Raw genomic sequence first — 16,521 nt, forward strand, 5'->3', positions numbered from 1 at the left:
TTTATTTTTATTTCTAATTGCTATTGGCTGGGGCCAACGGCAGTGAATTCAATTCTTTAAAAAACGTTTTCAATCGATCTACATCCTTCAACCCCGGCTCCAATTCAAACTTACTATTAACATCAACCGCATATAATCTTTCATCATTAATTTGCTTGATCTCGTTCGTATGGGCTAAATCGATTCCACCACTTAAAAAATAAGGCTTTTTCAAATGATAATTTTGTAGCAATCTCCAGTCGAAAACTTTTCCTGAGCCTCCGTGAGCTGCAGTTTGTGTATCAAACAAGAAATAAGCCACATGTGGTTGGTAACTTTCTAAGGTGGCAAAATCAAACTTTTCATGTATGCCAAATGCCTTAATCACTTCCACATTATAGTTATTCAACTCTTCGCAATACGAAACGCTTTCGCTGCCATGAAGTTGTACTGCTTTGAGCTGATGCTTTTTAATTAACGATTTTACCACTTCCAAATCCTCGTTCACGAATACGCCCGTTGTCTTAATTTCTGCCGGCACATACTTGATCAATTCGGCAGAAACATCGCTAATAAACCTCGGTGATTCACTGTAAAATATAAAACCCAAATAATCTGGATGTAAGTTGGCCACTTCAGCTACATTAGCTGCTTGCCGCATTCCACAAACTTTGATTTTTAATTTCATGTTACTTTTTTAAACCAGCTGACTTATTAAGTTGAGCTAAAGTGTTAAATCTAACTCACTATCTATTTTTAACCACCTAAGACACCTAAGTTTTGTTCCTACTTAGTTGAACTAAGGTGAGCTAAAGTGTTAAATCTAACTCACTATCTATTTTTAACCACCTAAGACACCTAAGCTCTTCTGCCCTACTTAGTTGAACTGAGGTGACTAAGGTGTTAAATCTATAATCTAACTAACTGTTTTTTAACCACTTAAGACACCTAAGTTTTTTGTCCTATCTAAGCTAGTATAGAACGCTACTAACCATTAATTAGATTTTTAAAACTGTTCAATGCCCTTTTGCTCATTAGTGATTCCTCTGCCTCGTAATAGCAATCTGCAAATGTTTTATCCTGTTTAATGGTTTGTATGGCTAAAGCAGCATTACACAATACCACGTTAGTTTGAGCATCGGTAGCGTTTCCTTCCAACACATCCATAAATATTTTCGCTGACGATTCAATAGTATCTCCACCTTGGATTTCGTTCTCATTCAACTCGGTGAAACCCAGATCACTTATTTTTACCAAGGCCTCCCCTTTTTTACTGAAAGTTTTAAAGTCGCAGGTTAGCGAAACCTCATCAAACCCATCAATGGCGTGTACTATACTGTAGTTCTTATCCGTTTGCTGATAGAGATAGGCATAAATCCTGGCCAATTCTAAACTAAACACGCCCACCATTTGATTTTTCGGCTTTGCCGGATTGCACATTGGACCAAGCATGTTAAAGAATGTTTTCACTCCTAATTCACGTCTGATTGGCGCCACAGTTTTCATTGCTGGGTGAAATAGCGGCGCATGGATGAAACAAATCCCTGCATCATCCAAACTTCTTTTGAGCTTGCCTTCATCATTGTTAAATTGATAGCCGAGGTACTCCATAACATTGCTTGAACCGCAGCCAGAAGAAACACCATAGTTGCCATGCTTAGCCACTTTATGTCCTGCGCCAGCCACCACAAAAGAAGCCAAAGTGGAAATGTTGAACGTATCTTTACCATCGCCTCCAGTGCCACACAAGTCAATCAACTCAAAATCCGAAAAATCTACTTTGAGGCACAGATCTAACATGGCATCTCTAAAGCCCTGCAACTCTTCCACGGTGATGTTGCGCATACCATAAGCAGTAATAAATGCCGCTATTTGCGAATTATTAAAAGTTCCGGAAGCAATATCTGTCAATATTTTTTGAGCTTCCTGTCTCGTAAATGTTTTGTTTTCAAAAAGATGATTTAGTATTTTCTTCATTACCGTATAACAAAAAAGGTTGCCTCATCAGCAACCTCTTCAAATTTTTATTTAAAAAATAAACGCACAAAAGGTTACATCACGCTATTGCGTTATGCCACCACCAATTTGTATTTACGTTTACTTGTACCATTCTGTAGGCAAATATGTGATTGTTTTTAATTAAATGCAACTAGTTTTTGTAATTATGTTGTCTTTTTTAAATAACCTTTCATGGTGAAGTAAAAAGTAGTTCCTTGTCCAACTCTACTTTCCACTTTTAATTTCCCTTCGTTAGCTAATACAAATTCCTTACAAATTACTAAGCCCAAACTTGTGCCCTCCTCTGATGAGGTACCTTTAGTGCCCATTGCAGAAAGTTCGAAGAGCTTGTCCAATCTTACGTCGCTAATTCCTACGCCAGTGTCGCTTAAAGCAAACTGAACGGTATCCTTATCAATTGCTTGCGCAGACAAACTAATTTTTCCATGCGTTTCAGTGAATTTGATGGCATTGGCTAACAAATTCCTAACGATAAAATCAAAATGGTCCGTATCTGCCTTGAGTACCAAATCATCGGAAACACTAACGTTAATTTCAATTTGCTTTTTATCTGCTGCTTCCCGTAACAATCCCAAATTTCGCTTAATGCTACTAGCCGGACTAAACTCCTGTACATGCAAGCGTACACCCTTGATTTGCATTTGCCCCCATTTAAGCAGCTTATCTAAAATTTCAAGACTGCTATTACAATGCGACAGCAACTTGGCAACCATCAACTTCTGCGTATTTTCATCAAGTTCGTTATCGCCAATTAGCTTTAAAATACTTATTGTTGATACCAATGGAGAACGAATATCATGCGCAATAATGGAGAAAAACTTATCCTTTACTTCGTTACTTTCTTCCAACTCTCGGTTAGCTTTGGTAAGCAGTTGATTAAGGTGCCGTGAACGCAAATAGTTAATTAGCGTAAATACCAGAACTACAAAAATGGTAATGGCAACCGAAAGAATGACGTTTTTAAGAATTTTCTGTTCCTTATTTTTCGTAGCAAGTTCATTTAGCTGCGCTTTAGATTTTTCGAGTTCATAAGCAGATTCCAAACTGAAAACTTGCTTCATCATATCTTTATAAAAAACCTGCTCCGCTAACGAGCTGCTCACTTCCTTCGCCTTTAACGCTTCGGCTAAATTTCCAGTTTGTTTATGTATGGCCGCTATCTTATCTAAAATGGTAATTTGTTGGCGATACATTTTATACTTTGAAACAATGGCCAAGGCCTGATTAAGATATTTTAGTGCCGTATCCGGCTGCTTTTTATCGTAAATACTAGCCAATTCTGTTAGTATGGCGTGCTCTCGTAATATGTTTTTGATTTGCCGAGAAAATGCCAAAGCATCCTTAAATGTTTTTTCAGCCCTTTTAACATCTCCTTTTAACTGGTAAGCACGTCCTAAAGTTTTCATCAAACTAATGCGCAAACCATTATATTCAATCCTATTACTTTTTGATAATCCGATTTTAACGTACTGAATGGCAGTGTCAAAATCCTTCATCTTATTATAAACCGCACCAAAATCATCGTACATGTTTAAAGTAAGGTTATTTAGCGGCAGTTGCTTTTCCAACTCACGTGCTAGTCGTAAGTTTTGCAGGGCATTTGGATAGTCATTAAGATCGTAATATGTTTCAGCAAGCACCACCCTAGCCTCCATGATACCCAGTTTATGCTTATTGTTTTCGCTCACTTTAAGGGCCTTCATGGCATATGCAAACGATTTGTCGTAATTTCCCTTTCTACGTTCTACCACAGCCAGCCTAATAAGCACCATCGCCAAACCCACTTGATCGTGTTGTTGCCTGTAAATCGCTTCGGCCTCCAAATATTTTTGTCGGGACTCGCGGTATCTCGCAAAATTATCATCAATCATTCCGTATTGGTTAAGCAATGCTGCCTTCCCTAACTGATCACCTTGCTTTTCAGCCACGGTTAAACCCAATTGTACGTAATGTGTTGCAGAATCGGGATCGAGATACCGAAAGTGCTTGATAATGTTGATGTAATCTTTGCTGTTACTTAGCTTTTTTTGAGTTTGAGCAAGTAGATGAACCGGAAAAAAGTAACTCAGCAATAAACTTCCAAACAAAACAAAAATTAACTTTTTGTAGTTGAAATGCCTCATTATTTAATTAATGGATTTTTTTCTTTAGTGAAAAGCTCAAATACTTTTTTATCAGCAAATGCTGGAAATAATTTATTAACCCAAACCGCCAATTTACCCTGACCAGTCATAATCAAAGTACGTTTACGCTGCACTATGCCATCGCAAATACGCTGCGCAACTTCTTCGGCGCTCATCATTTTTCCTTCTTCCATACTGGTTTCACCGTGGGCCTTTCCATCCTGTGATAATGCTGCCACCCTAATATTAGAGGTAGTAAAACCCGGACAAGCCACCATTACATGAACGCCAGTTTTAAGCAGTTCAGTACGTAACGACTCCATAAAACCATTCATCGCAAATTTTGATGAAGAATAGCCCGTACGCCCCGGCAAACCTCTGTAGCCTGCAATTGACGATACAGCTACCACACTTCCGTTGGTTTTTAAAATTTCTGGCAACGCGTACTTGGTGCAGTAAACTGTTCCCCAAAAATTCACGTCCATTAAGTTTTTAAGTACAGCTAAATCCAAATCTTTAAATAATGCCCGCATTGAAAGCCCAGCGTTATTGATCAGCACATCAATTTTACCAAAAGTTAGTGTAGCCTGATTAATCAAAGTTTTACAATCCTCCTCCACACTTACATCCGCCTGTACTGCAAGTGCCTTTATCTGATATTTCTGCTCCAGTTCGGCTGTAATTTCGCATAAAGTCACATATTGACGGGCACCTAAAACTAAATTAGCGCCCCGCTTTGCCAACTCTTCAGCCAATGCTTTACCAATACCTGAAGAAGCACCGGTAATTACAACAATTTTATCTCTCAAACTCATTTTCAAATTTCTTTATGGCGTTTAACGGTGATTTCATGGTGTTGAAGTTCCAAGAAGCTATTTCATTAAAGATGGTTCGTAAGGAACACGGGTAATGATTGATCGTCCCAAAGTTACTTCATCTGCATATTCCAGCTCTCCGCCAAAGGCAATTCCTCTTGCAATAGTGGTAATGGGGATATTGAATTCTTTTAATTTTTTATGGAGATAAAATAATGTAGTATCGCCCTCCATATTAGCGCTTAACGCCAAAATAACTTCTTTCACTTCGGTAGTTTTTACACGATCCACCAAACTTTCAATATTCAAATCTGATGGACCAACACCATCCATTGGAGAAATTAAACCTCCCAAAACGTGGTAAACTCCAAAATATTGATGCGTATTTTCAATGGCCATCACATCACGAGTATCTTCTACCACACAAATCACATCTTTCTCTCGTTTAAACGATGCACAAATACTGCACGTTGCTTGATCGGAAATGTTATGGCAAACTATGCAATGTTTGATGTCGTTTTTAAGTTTGATCAGCGTGTTTCCGAACTGCGCCACCTCAGCATGTTCTTTTCCCAACAAATGCAACACCAAACGTAAGGCCGTTTTTTGGCCAATGCCCGGCAACTTGCCAAATTCGTTCACTGCATCTTCAAGCAACTTGGAAGAAAAATTCATAATGCAAATTTATCAGTTATTTGCCACACATTCACAGATTATTTTATCTCTTGTTGACGATTACCGAGCATACATTCAACTGTTGCAAATCCAGTATCTAACAACGCATTGTTGTGCGTTCATGCAAATCAATTTTATTTTACTAACTTCTGCCGTTTTTAACCAAGTATTTTGCAAGTTTTAGCAAGTTTTTGCTACTTTTAGCAACTAATCAAATTATTATATGAGTTCAACAGTATTATTGTGTTTTTTAATTGGCTACTTTGCGGTGCTAATTGGTATCGCATTTGCAACGTCAAAAAACTCGTCGGACAATTCGACTTTCTTTTTGGCAAACAAAAATTCTAAATGGTATTTGGTGGCATTTGGGATGATTGGAACCGCATTATCAGGCGTAACTTTCATTTCAGTTCCTGGCGAGGTAGGTTCGGAAGGAGGAAATCAGTTTCAGTACTTTCAGTTTGTACTGGGCAATGCTGTTGGTTTTATCATCATTGCTACCGTTTTGCTCCCGCTATATTATCGGATGAATTTAACATCGATTTATAGTTATATTGAACAACGCCTGGGTTATTACAGCTACAAAACCGCTGCGTTTATTTTCTTGGTTAGCCGTACTTTGGGCTCGGCAACTAGGCTTTATTTGGTAGTAATTGTTTTACAGCGCTTTATTTTCGACTCTTATCATATTCCTTTTTGGGCAACCGTATTAATTTCACTGGGCCTCATTTGGTCGTACACCTTTAAAGGAGGTTTAAAAACCATCATCATTACTGATACGCTACAGACGTTTTTCCTAGTACTTTCGGTATTCTTAACCATTTATTTCATTTGCGATAGCTTGAGTTTAAGCATACCACAAGCTTTCGAAACTGTTAAAAGCAGCAGTTACTCAAAAATCTTTTTCTTTGAAGATTTCTTAACCAGCAAATTTTACTTCAGCAAACAGTTTATAGGCGGTATTTTCGTTACCATTGCCATGACTGGCTTAGACCAAGATTTAATGCAAAAAAACTTGAGTATGAAGACGATAGGTGAAGCGCAGACGAACATGTTCACTTTCACCGGTATCTTCGTGGTGTTAAATATATTCTTCTTAAGCGTTGGTGCTTTACTTTACATTTTCGCTACTAAAAATGGTGTCGAAATTCCATTAGACCATATTACCGGTAAGCCACGTACCGATTTGCTATTTCCTGAAATTGCTTTGAAGCACCTAAGCACGCTGCCGGCAATTGTATTTATGCTAGGTTTAACGGCAGCCACTTTTGCTACAACTGATAGTGCGCTAACCGCGTTAACCACATCATTTTGTGTGGATTTCTTAGGGATGAACAAGAAAGAAAATGCCGAAAAACCTAATGCAGTTAAAAAAAGACATCAGGTACACGTAGTGTTCTCGCTCATTATGTTCGCTGTAATTGTAGTGATTAACTCGCTTAATAGTTCATCGGTAGTTAGCCTGATTTTCTTAATTGCATCTTACACCTACGGACCACTTTTAGGTTTGTACTCGTTCGGACTGTTTGTAAAATCACGTGGTTTACACGACAAATTAGTACCAATCGTTTGTATCATTTCCCCTATTTTATGTTATTTATTGTCCACCAATTCGGCAAAACTATTAGGTGGATATATTTTTAGCGTCGAATTAATTTTAATCAACGGATTCATTACTTTTATGGGCTTATTGCTGATCAGCAAAAAAACAGATCAGCAAACTAGATTTTAACCATAATTAATAAAGTATGAATAGTGATGAGAAGATAAGAAGTGCTTTTGCCAACAAGGATTGGCAAGAAATTAAGACAACAGACAGCTGGCAGATTTTTAAGATCATGGCAGAGTTTGTTGATGGATTTGAAAAATTGGCAAAGATTGGCCCGTGTGTAAGTATATTTGGATCAGCGAGAACAGCGGAAACCAACCCTTACTATCAAATTGCGGTTGAATGTGGCAGGTTGCTTACAGAAAGAGGTTACGGTGTGATTACAGGCGGTGGCCCGGGTATCATGGAAGCAGGTAATAAAGGTGCTCACATGAACGGTGGTAAATCCGTGGGCTTAAATATCGACTTGCCGTTTGAGCAATTCCACAACAAATACATTGAGCCTAACCGATTATTAGAATTCGATTATTTCTTTGTGCGCAAAGTGATGTTCATGAAATACTCACAAGGTTTTATCGTATTACCTGGCGGTATGGGAACAATGGACGAACTATTTGAGGCTTTAACGCTAATTCAAACTGGTAAAATTGCTCGTTTCCCAATTGTTTTGGTGGGATCTGATTACTGGGGTGGATTGGTAGATTGGCTTAAAAATACAATGTTGGAAAAGGAACATAATATCCACGCTGAAGATTTAAACTTATTTAGGTTGGTTGATACAGCTGAGGAAGCCGCCGAACATATTTTCCGTTTCTACGATAAATACGTATTGAAACCAAACTTTTAATTAAGTTAAATTGTGGGCATGGCATAGCACACGATGAAAGAACCTGTTAGGCTTACTAGCAGGTTTTTTTATGACTAATCCTAGCGTTAAAAACATACATCAAACCAAATAGCTATAACGATGTTATGTAATTTTAAAGTCAATTGGCATTTCAAAAGCTAAAATGGCTGTAACTATCTACGGCTTACCACATCTAAAAAACATGGAAAAAGTAGTAAATTGGACAAAAGGCATCTTTGATAGCTCTTATCAGATTTTCTGTAACGGACAAATTTGCGGCAACCTGATGTTCGAAACATGGAACAACAACGCCCTGGGCATCATGTCGCAAAAAAACTACCATTTCAAATGCAATGGATGGTTTAACACTACCACCACCATTTACGATGATACCCATGCCGTTCTCGGAACCATTCAATTTAACTTTTGGCAGCTTAGGGCAGTGGCTAGTTTAAAAGATGCAACACCTCTTTCTTGGAACTACACCAATAGCTGGCTCAGTAAGTGGACTATTAGCAACTACCAAAACACCAACTTACAATACAAAGCTAATAGCGGCACAGGCACTGTGATAGGGCAAAATATTGATCACGAATTAGCGTTAATTGTTGGACTTTACATCAAGGAGTTTTTCGCCAGAATTTTAGTAGCCTTCATCATGTTTGTAGCCATTATGGTTATCGTAAGAGGAGTTTAACTTACAAATGGCTCACGCCTCCGCTCACCACCAATTTCATGGCATCAGCAGCGGTCATATTCAATGGCTTTATCTTCTCCTTTTTCACAATATAAACCTGTCCGGCAAAAGAATAAGAGAAAGGGAAATAAACAATTGCTTCGCCTGGCAAATCCAGTTTAGACAAATCGTTCTGTGTTAAAAAACCAATGCGTTTCATATCGCCTTCGGTTTCAACCAATACCGGATGATTAAATTTTTTCTCATCACCTACAAAAGCTTCGGTTAAATCCTTAATAGAAGTATAAATGAAATTAAAAAGTGGCAGTTTATTGAGCCAGCGCTGAAACCAATTGTACATTGGCTCAGTAACGAAATAGGTTACAAAAATTCCAGCTCCCAAAATAATCCCAACAACTAAAGCCAAGCCTAAACCAGGTATGTTTCTACTCTCTCCCGTTTTTGGATCTACCCCCAAAATACTATTGATATTTACCCAGCTATCTACCGTGGTAACCGCCCAAACCACAATGAAAACGCTCACCGCAATAGGCACTACAATCAACAATCCTCTAATAAGGTAGCTCAATAAGGCCTTTCCAATTCTATTCATAACGCAAAGCTATCATATCTGCATAAATTAGCCAAGAAACCATCTTGTTTAAAAATAACTTATTCGTAATAGTACACCCGCTTTACTCGTTGCGATACGTTAGTGAGTATTTCGTAAGGGATAGTGCCAATTTCCTTTGCCAAATCTGAAATGCTATGGTTATGATCAAAAACAATCACCTCATCGCCCACTTTCACCTCTAAACCAGTAACATCAAGCATACACATGTCCATACAAATAGCACCCACTGTGGGAGCAAGCTGTCCATCAACCAACATTTTACCTACACCATTGCCAAAAGCTCTGCTGTAGCCATCAGCATAACCAATTTTGACTGTGGCAATTTCACCTCCGTTAATCAAAACACCACGCCTACCATAACCCACTGTTTCTCCAGCCGCAATAGTTTTAATTTGCGTAATGGTAGTTTTCAAAGCAGCTACTGTTTGTAAGGTATTTTTTGGCAAAGCCGAATCAAACCCGTACAAGCCTATTCCCAAGCGCACCATATCAAATTGGTATGCCGACCAGCGGGTGATTCCCGATGTATTAAGCAAATGTCTGACCGGCTGATAACCTAAAGTTTTAACCAACTGCTGATACATCTGCTCATAGCTCGTTACTTGAGTTTGTGTAAAAGCATCATGTATGGGGTCATCACTGGCCACCAAATGGGTAAAAACAGTTACCACATTTAACCTTGTGTTATTGCTTAGCAACGTACATAGTTCGGATATTTGATGAGGCTCAAACCCCAAACGATGCATCCCGGTGTCGAGTTTCAAATGGATTGGAAACGGTTTATCTTCCGAAGGAATGAAGCGTAGTAATTGCTGCAACAACTCCAAACTGTAAACTTCAGGCTCAAGCTGGTAGCGGAACATGGCATCAAATGCAGAAGGCTCTGGACTCATCACCATAATAGGTAAGCTGATACCTGATTTACGCAGCGCAACACCTTCATCGGCATAAGCTACCGCCAAATAATCAACCTTGTGGTGTTGTAGCAAATTAGCAATTTCGAAGGTGCCACTGCCGTAGGAAAAGGCTTTAACCATTGCCATTGTTTTTACTTGAGCAACCAGTTTAGATTTATAGTATTGTAAATTAGCCTGCAAAGCATTGAGGTTAATTTCTAAAACGGTATCATGTATTTTTTGAGCCAGGCGCTTTACTATACGCTCAAAACCGAATTTACGAGCGCCTTTCACCAAAATGGTTTCTTTACTGAAATTTAGTTGTGCTACATGAGCTAAAAATTCCTCCGTATCGGAAAAGAAAGACTTTTCTATCTTAAACAACTCAGCATGTGCCGTGATATCATTCCCGATTCCAATAAGCCTATCAACCTTTTTTTGCTGAAGTAAGGATGCGATTTCTTGATAGAGTTCTTCAGCGGTTTTACCAGTTTCTTGCAAATCAGAAAGTATCAGGGTACGTTTTGGATGTTGATTTTGCTGATTTAAAAAATCCAATGCAATACTTAGGGAAGAAATATCGGCACTGTAACTATCATCGATGATAGAACATTGCTCTATGCCGTTCACCAATTGCAAACGCATGCCCACACGCTGAAGTGCAGCCAGACGTTCCGCAGCATCTTCAATAGCGTAGCCCATGACTAACAAAGTAGCCCAACAAATCACTGCATTTTCTATGGCAGCGGCATCGGTGAAATTAACCCTAGCTACAGCCGTTTCTCCATTAAAGCTTCCTTTAATCAGCGAGAAACCCGTATGGGAATCAACTTCTTTAATTTGCAGATCAGCAGGTTGAGTAAAGCTCCAAGTAAACTGTTCTGCACAAGGTAACTGCACATCTTCTACCAAATGATCTGGCGAATAAATCAATAAGGTTGCTCCACTAAAAAGCTGTAGTTTTTCAGCTAATTTTTGCCTTCTACTTTGAAATCCCTCATCATGCGCTTCCCTAATATTAGTTAACACCCCAATTTTAGGCGCAATTATTTGGGCAAGCTTTGACATTTCATCGGGTGCAGAAACGCCAGCTTCAAAAATTCCCAAGGTATCCTTTTCATCTATCTGCCAAACAGAAAGCGGCACACCAATTTGAGAGTTGTAGCTTTTTGGACTGCGTACAATTTGGAAATCAGCATTCAGCAGCTGATAAAGCCACTCTTTCACTATAGTTTTACCATTGCTTCCCGTAATCCCAATCACATCAAGTGCAAATTGGCTACGATGAAAAGTGGCTAGTTTTTGTAAAGCCTTTAAAGTATCGTCCACAACGATATAATTTGCTTCAGGATAATTTTGCCAGTTTACATCTTCAGAAACTAGGAAATTACGGATCCCATTTTGGTAGGCATGAGCAATAAATTGATGTCCATTGCGTTGCGCTTTAATGGCAAAAAACAAAGTCTGAGATGCCTCACCAAGAATTCTACTATCAATTGCCAGGTGTTTAATTACAGCATTTTTATCTACGCCAATACATTTACCGCCCGTAATTTCTGCAATGTTGTTGATGGTATATGTACGGTGTTTGATCATGAGGCTGCCTTGTTTCAGTTTTTTTTACGAATTTCAACAAATATTTATGAATTCGGAGAAAGAAAAAAAATACAATTACGATAAAAAGACAGCTTTGCACAAAGCGGCCAATTGGTGCGCCTATCAAGAGCGTTCGCAGCAGGAAGTAAGGGATAAACTTTACGAATGGCAAATGAAAACAGCGGAAGTGGAAGAGATTATTTCGAGTTTAATTGCCGAAAATTTTTTAAATGAAGAAAGATTCGCCTTTGCCTATGTATCTGGCAAGTTCAAAATTAAAAAATGGGGTAAAATAAAGATTAAGCAGGGATTAAAATTAAAACGCGTTCCGGAGCAGATGATTAAAAAAGCGCTAAACAGTATTGCTGATGATGATTATTTGGAAACGATACAACAGTTACTAGAAAAAAAGCAGCGAACGGAAAAAGAGAGCCACCCAATTAAACGTCAGTTTAAACTGCTCACGTACCTACACAGTAAAGGTTTTGAAAAAGATTTGGTGATGGGAATACTAAAAAAGTAATAAATTAACTAACAGAGATGCCAAAAAATAAGTCGGCAGTAATAATTGTGAAAATTTATAAATATGAAAAACAAGGACTTAGAAGATCTTGTTAAATTTTTATTAAATTTTTCTTGGCAGAAATAGATTTGTGCGTATATTTGCATCACCAAAACGGAACGAGATACTTAAAAAGCTCAAACGTTTTGAAAACATTGGAGAATGTTAACATGCGAAAGTAGCTCAGTTGGTAGAGCACAACCTTGCCAAGGTTGGGGTCGCGAGTTCGAATCTCGTCTTTCGCTCTAAATGCCTTCCTACCAGGAGGCATTTAATTTTAAAAAGCAATTATTTGCTTGCTGAAGTGGTGGAACTGGTAGACACGCAGGACTTAAAATCCTGTGCCCTCAACAGGCGTGCGGGTTCGATTCCCGCCTTCAGTACGAAAACCCTCTTTACGAATTGTAGAGAGGGTTTTTAGTTTTGGCAAATTTCAAAATTGCTTTAAGGTGTTTCTCGTATTCGTTTCCCATTGCCAAAATTCAACATCAACGTCTAGATTTTCTGTTTACTAGCGAATTATTCGCTAGGCTGCAAAAGCTATTTTGATGTTTGGCTAATCTTGATAATTGTTACTATTTTGTCGTTTATTAAATTAACACTTTTATAAGCAATGAATGATTTTATAGAATGGTTGTCTAAATATCTCGGGATAGAAAAAAATCCAACCGCTACCATCATAGTTTCGCTATCGGTGTTCGTGTTGGGTATAACTGTAAACGAAGTTTTAAAGGTGATTGGAAGATTTAGAGAAAGACGGGCAATCAGGGAGCTTGTGCGCAGGAATTACCTGATTTTCAAAAAGTATCTTTACGATCAGTCATCATCACTGAAACTGTATGGAAGCTTCATTACCTTGGAAGGCAGTGCTCCCAACTTTAGCCTATATGTCCGGCCTTGTTCGGCACTTGACAACTTCAAGGAAATTTCATACAGCAGCTCATTTAAAGCCTTTTTCACAGGCTTTGAAAACATCAGACTTAAAGGTAGGATCAAACGCATACAGGCTTTTGATAACCTATACAACAGTCTGTCAATTGTCAAAAGCGAACATGAAAAAATGTTTCCGATACTAGCGGGATTTCAAAAAGAAGATGCTACAATGACTTCTGCAACAAATTTAAGTATGAAAGAAGCTTTTGAAGCCGCAACTGATGTTTTCATTAACTTAAATAAAAAGCCATTGGACAACTATTTACAATCTTGGCTGAAAAGCAGAGACGAAATATTTCAGACCTACGCAAAGGTAAATCCTAATGATTTAATAGAGGCAAGAAAGTTCCTTACCGCAATACTGAAGTTCGATATGTTTAATGGAAAACCGATTGCTACCATCCTAACCGCTAAAGAATTTTGGCATTATCAACTTAAGTTACATTCAGCCATTGAAGATATCAATCGACTTGATATGTCAATAAAAATGACCAATTCGTACTGCAAAAGTATAAGTGAGAAATTTGAGCATATTGCAAAGGATTTAGAAACCTATTACAAAGCGCTTTTTAATCGTAAATTGGTATAGTTATCTATTCAATGTATTGTTAAAATAGTCGTAAATTATATAAGCCCTGGTACTGACACGACTTTACTAACTTTCAAGATTAATAAGAGTTAAATGCTATAAAAATTATAAACAACATTGGATATTCTTCTGTTTTCTTTATCAAAGTCCGTTCCAAGTCTTTAATTAGATAAAACTCTATATTTATATAGAAGCGCTACGGAATTCATACGTCCAACATTAAACTCAATCTTCCTCTACTCTCCTACACCGCAAGCTTATAACCTTTACCGCGTACCACCACAATATTGATATTTGGATCAGGTTCGAGTTTTTTTCTAAGTTTTGATATAAACATGTCCAAGCTGCGACCAACAATCACACCTTCGTCTTCCCATATTTCTTTCTGCAAGCGGTTTCGCTCTATCACCATGTTGGGAGAAGAAGCAAAAATAAGCAGTAGCCTAGTTTCAGTTGCGGTTAAGTCAGCCTGCTCACCGTTAATAGTTAGCTTACGGTTTTTCGCATCAAACAGCACTTTGCCTAATGTAAAAAGGGATGTATCCTCAACTTTAGCATTTGGTTTCCTGTTTTTAGCAGAACTGAAGAAAATTAAACCTACGAACGCTAACAAAGGTAATCCTCCCAACAGATACGTTTCTTTCTTTGCAATTACACTTTCCGATTTAAACTTAACGTTGATCATGTAGTTGGCCGAAGGCTGCTTTCTTCCATTGCATGAAATGATATCATCTTTCTTATTTTCGGCGATGGCAAAACCATAAATTACGTTGTTGGTACCATGTTTTAACACATTTACCACATAACTTTTTGACATCGGATCATTTGCCAAAGTTTTACTGGCAACATCCATCATGAGCTCTGGTTGAAAGCTAAATTGGTGCTCAAAACTGATTTGATATTCGTCGGTAGCAATTTTTTGAATTGGCAGCACCCTTGAAGTGCTATCACCTGATTGCAAAAGAATTTGATGTCCTACTCTCCGCAGCAGAACTTCCCTCCTAGCAAAATCAAAATCATCATTTCCCGATGAAGCCAAAGCAACACTCATAACAGCAACAAAAAACAATAACACTAGTGCAAAAGCGTATTTTCTGTTTGCAGAACTCAGATTTAGTCGATTAAACATTGTGTCAAGTTTTAATTTACAAAGTTTACATTTTTATTTACAAAGCAGATGATTGCGCTGCTACAATATCACTTTACTTTCGCTTTATCGATTCAATAAAACTTAAAAGTATGAAAAAAATCACTTATGCACTGATCCTACCATTGGTTGTGGTAGGCGGACTGGTATTCGCAAACATGGTAGTTAAAAATCATCCCGCCGAAAAGATCATTCGTAAACCTGCTTCGGCTTCGGAAAGAGAAGTGGAACTTAAAAGATGGAAAGCTAGTCCGGATGGAGTGAAGTATGAAAAATGGAAAGCATCGCCCAATGGCAAAAAAGTATTTTCAAGTGCTGCTAAAATTAGTAAGGAAGTAAAAAATTTCACCGATATGGAAGCTGTGGTCACTTCGCTTTCGTTACCCACAGGGTCAGCTTTAGGCTTTGGAATGATGGTGAAAATTAATGGCGAGGAGTTTATTCTTTGCTTCAGATCTAACGAACCGAACAAGAACTTTCTAATTTATAATGACGAATTTAAGCACTTATACGGCTTAAAGGTTAACGATAAAATCATGATTAGAAGCCGAAATATAATGCATGCACCTAAATATTCATATCCTATTTTATTTGGAGATTTGGTAAAATTTGACAACAAGGTCATCTATCAACACAAGTCAAGCGAAGATGGTTGCTAATTGCCATTACCGAAATATTTGGAGTTAATAATAATTATGCAAATCCCTTAATCTATCAGGTTAGGGGATTTGACTTTTTGGCGACATGCGGAGGGCAAACAATCGCCCATAAAGTATGTTTAACGACTGGCGCCATCAAATTAACAGATGGCAAAAAGTTATGCGAAACAAGATTATTTTACTGACAACAGCTGGCATAATCGCTACCTCGTTGTTCATGTCCTGCTCATCTATTCCTAAAAATGCAAAGCCAGTTACCGGTTTTCAACCTAAACGTTATCTTGGTAATTGGTACGAAATTGCAAGGTTCGACTACAGATTTGAGAAAAATCTTAGCAATGTGATGGCACAATATAGTTTTTTAGATAACGGCGATATCAAAGTGCTTAACAGCGGATTTGATACGAAAAAGAAAAAATGGAAGTCATCTACTGGAAGTGCAAAATTTACAAAATCAAGTGACGTTGCCGCGTTAAAAGTAAGCTTCTTCAAGCCTTTTTATGCCGGGTATAATGTCATTGCCATCGACGATAATTACCAATATGCCTTGGTTGCCGGACGTAATTTGAATTATTTATGGCTGCTATCGAGAGAGAAAACAATACCCGAAAAAGTGAAACAACAATTTTTGGGTTTGGCCAAAGAGATAGGTTATGATGTGAGCCAGCTGATTTGGGTTGAGCATGATATGGTTAGTCCTTATGCTTCAAACAGCAAATAGTGAAGTTTAAACAGAGCGAAACTAATGTTAGCAAAGGCCTT

General features: G+C 38.0%; 15 protein-coding genes and 2 tRNA genes. 9 read left to right on the forward strand and 8 right to left on the reverse strand.

The features are described from left to right. Positions 1-13 precede the first annotated feature (13 nt). From DUT68_RS17100 to recR, 5 genes are all read right to left on the reverse strand, one after another. Positions 14-667 carry a phosphoribosylanthranilate isomerase gene (locus tag DUT68_RS17100; RefSeq protein ID WP_113639452.1) on the reverse strand — a complete coding sequence of 218 codons (654 nt, stop codon included), beginning with the start codon at positions 665-667 and terminating at the stop codon, positions 14-16. 299 nt (positions 668-966) lie between these two features. Next, a complete protein-coding gene (gene trpD, locus DUT68_RS17105) occupies positions 967-1,956 on the reverse strand; it encodes an anthranilate phosphoribosyltransferase (RefSeq protein ID WP_113639453.1) in 990 nt (329 codons plus the stop codon). A 185-nt stretch (positions 1,957-2,141) separates the two neighbouring features. Next, positions 2,142-4,121, reverse strand: coding sequence for an ATP-binding protein (locus DUT68_RS17110; RefSeq protein WP_113639454.1), 1,980 nt, complete (start codon positions 4,119-4,121; stop codon positions 2,142-2,144). Then, complete coding sequence (locus DUT68_RS17115; RefSeq protein ID WP_113639455.1) at positions 4,121-4,936, reverse strand: SDR family oxidoreductase; 816 nt, start codon at positions 4,934-4,936, stop codon at positions 4,121-4,123. The genes DUT68_RS17110 and DUT68_RS17115 overlap by 1 nt, the downstream gene beginning before the upstream one ends. 57 nt (positions 4,937-4,993) lie before the next feature. Next, entirely contained in the window at positions 4,994-5,611 is a 618-nt protein-coding gene (gene recR, locus DUT68_RS17120) for a recombination mediator RecR (RefSeq protein WP_113639456.1), read from the reverse strand. Positions 5,612-5,834: 223 nt separating this feature from the next. On the opposite strand from recR, the gene DUT68_RS17125 reads away from it, so the two are divergent. From DUT68_RS17125 to DUT68_RS17135, 3 genes are all read left to right on the forward strand, one after another. After that, positions 5,835-7,343, forward strand: coding sequence for a sodium:solute symporter (locus tag DUT68_RS17125; protein WP_113639457.1), 1,509 nt, complete (start codon positions 5,835-5,837; stop codon positions 7,341-7,343). A 16-nt stretch (positions 7,344-7,359) separates the two neighbouring features. Continuing rightward, positions 7,360-8,067 carry an LOG family protein gene (locus DUT68_RS17130; protein ID WP_113639458.1) on the forward strand — a complete coding sequence of 236 codons (708 nt, stop codon included), beginning with the start codon at positions 7,360-7,362 and terminating at the stop codon, positions 8,065-8,067. A gap of 202 nt (positions 8,068-8,269) precedes the next feature. After that, a complete protein-coding gene (locus tag DUT68_RS17135; protein WP_157960910.1) occupies positions 8,270-8,764 on the forward strand; it encodes a hypothetical protein in 495 nt (164 codons plus the stop codon). A 1-nt stretch (position 8,765) separates the two neighbouring features. Here the strand turns inward: DUT68_RS17135 and DUT68_RS17140 are convergent, their stop codons facing one another. Together DUT68_RS17140 and DUT68_RS17145 are read right to left on the reverse strand one after the other, a co-directional pair. Further along, positions 8,766-9,356: a DUF502 domain-containing protein gene (locus DUT68_RS17140; protein WP_113639460.1), complete on the reverse strand. Its 591-nt coding sequence runs from the start codon at positions 9,354-9,356 to the stop codon at positions 8,766-8,768. A gap of 59 nt (positions 9,357-9,415) precedes the next feature. Continuing rightward, complete coding sequence (locus DUT68_RS17145; RefSeq protein WP_113639461.1) at positions 9,416-11,869, reverse strand: bifunctional UDP-N-acetylmuramoyl-tripeptide:D-alanyl-D-alanine ligase/alanine racemase; 2,454 nt, start codon at positions 11,867-11,869, stop codon at positions 9,416-9,418. A 46-nt stretch (positions 11,870-11,915) separates the two neighbouring features. Here DUT68_RS17145 and DUT68_RS17150 point away from each other — a divergent pair, with 46 nt between their 5' ends. From DUT68_RS17150 to DUT68_RS17165, 4 genes are all read left to right on the forward strand, one after another. Beyond that, positions 11,916-12,392, forward strand: a complete 477-nt coding sequence (locus tag DUT68_RS17150; protein WP_113639489.1) for a regulatory protein RecX — start codon at positions 11,916-11,918, stop codon at positions 12,390-12,392. A gap of 211 nt (positions 12,393-12,603) precedes the next feature. Then, a tRNA-Gly gene (locus DUT68_RS17155) sits at positions 12,604-12,676 on the forward strand. 53 nt (positions 12,677-12,729) lie between these two features. Beyond that, positions 12,730-12,814: transfer RNA gene (locus DUT68_RS17160), tRNA-Leu, on the forward strand. Between the two features lie 230 nt (positions 12,815-13,044). Continuing rightward, the gene (locus DUT68_RS17165; protein WP_113639462.1) at positions 13,045-13,953 is read left to right on the forward strand and encodes a hypothetical protein; all 909 of its coding nucleotides are present in this window, start codon (positions 13,045-13,047) and stop codon (positions 13,951-13,953) included. A 244-nt stretch (positions 13,954-14,197) separates the two neighbouring features. Here the strand turns inward: DUT68_RS17165 and DUT68_RS17170 are convergent, their stop codons facing one another. Next, positions 14,198-15,082, reverse strand: coding sequence for a winged helix-turn-helix domain-containing protein (locus DUT68_RS17170; RefSeq protein ID WP_113639463.1), 885 nt, complete (start codon positions 15,080-15,082; stop codon positions 14,198-14,200). Positions 15,083-15,192: 110 nt separating this feature from the next. Here DUT68_RS17170 and DUT68_RS17175 point away from each other — a divergent pair, with 110 nt between their 5' ends. Further along, complete coding sequence (locus tag DUT68_RS17175; protein ID WP_113639490.1) at positions 15,193-15,759, forward strand: hypothetical protein; 567 nt, start codon at positions 15,193-15,195, stop codon at positions 15,757-15,759. A 160-nt stretch (positions 15,760-15,919) separates the two neighbouring features. Further along, positions 15,920-16,480, forward strand: coding sequence for a lipocalin family protein (locus DUT68_RS17180; RefSeq protein WP_113639491.1), 561 nt, complete (start codon positions 15,920-15,922; stop codon positions 16,478-16,480). Positions 16,481-16,521 lie beyond the last annotated feature (41 nt).

The organism is Pedobacter zeaxanthinifaciens (assembly GCF_003313335.1).
In the GTDB taxonomy this organism is placed as follows: Bacteria; Bacteroidota; Bacteroidia; order Sphingobacteriales; family Sphingobacteriaceae; genus Pedobacter; species Pedobacter zeaxanthinifaciens.

Excerpts from the sequence above, each read along its gene's own strand:
- DUT68_RS17100 (WP_113639452.1), bottom strand. The coding sequence starts at position 667 with ATGAAATTAAAAATCAAAGTTTGTGGAATGCGGCAAGCAGCTAATGTA.
- trpD (WP_113639453.1), bottom strand. The coding sequence starts at position 1,956 with ATGAAGAAAATACTAAATCATCTTTTTGAAAACAAAACATTTACGAGA.
- DUT68_RS17110 (WP_113639454.1), bottom strand. The coding sequence starts at position 4,121 with ATGAGGCATTTCAACTACAAAAAGTTAATTTTTGTTTTGTTTGGAAGT.
- DUT68_RS17115 (WP_113639455.1), bottom strand. The coding sequence starts at position 4,936 with ATGAGTTTGAGAGATAAAATTGTTGTAATTACCGGTGCTTCTTCAGGT.
- recR (WP_113639456.1), bottom strand. The coding sequence starts at position 5,611 with ATGAATTTTTCTTCCAAGTTGCTTGAAGATGCAGTGAACGAATTTGGC.
- DUT68_RS17125 (WP_113639457.1), top strand. The coding sequence starts at position 5,835 with ATGAGTTCAACAGTATTATTGTGTTTTTTAATTGGCTACTTTGCGGTG.
- DUT68_RS17130 (WP_113639458.1), top strand. The coding sequence starts at position 7,360 with ATGAATAGTGATGAGAAGATAAGAAGTGCTTTTGCCAACAAGGATTGG.
- DUT68_RS17135 (WP_157960910.1), top strand. The coding sequence starts at position 8,270 with ATGGAAAAAGTAGTAAATTGGACAAAAGGCATCTTTGATAGCTCTTAT.
- DUT68_RS17140 (WP_113639460.1), bottom strand. The coding sequence starts at position 9,356 with ATGAATAGAATTGGAAAGGCCTTATTGAGCTACCTTATTAGAGGATTG.
- DUT68_RS17145 (WP_113639461.1), bottom strand. The coding sequence starts at position 11,869 with ATGATCAAACACCGTACATATACCATCAACAACATTGCAGAAATTACG.
- DUT68_RS17150 (WP_113639489.1), top strand. The coding sequence starts at position 11,916 with ATGAATTCGGAGAAAGAAAAAAAATACAATTACGATAAAAAGACAGCT.
- DUT68_RS17165 (WP_113639462.1), top strand. The coding sequence starts at position 13,045 with ATGAATGATTTTATAGAATGGTTGTCTAAATATCTCGGGATAGAAAAA.
- DUT68_RS17170 (WP_113639463.1), bottom strand. The coding sequence starts at position 15,082 with ATGTTTAATCGACTAAATCTGAGTTCTGCAAACAGAAAATACGCTTTT.
- DUT68_RS17175 (WP_113639490.1), top strand. The coding sequence starts at position 15,193 with ATGAAAAAAATCACTTATGCACTGATCCTACCATTGGTTGTGGTAGGC.
- DUT68_RS17180 (WP_113639491.1), top strand. The coding sequence starts at position 15,920 with ATGCGAAACAAGATTATTTTACTGACAACAGCTGGCATAATCGCTACC.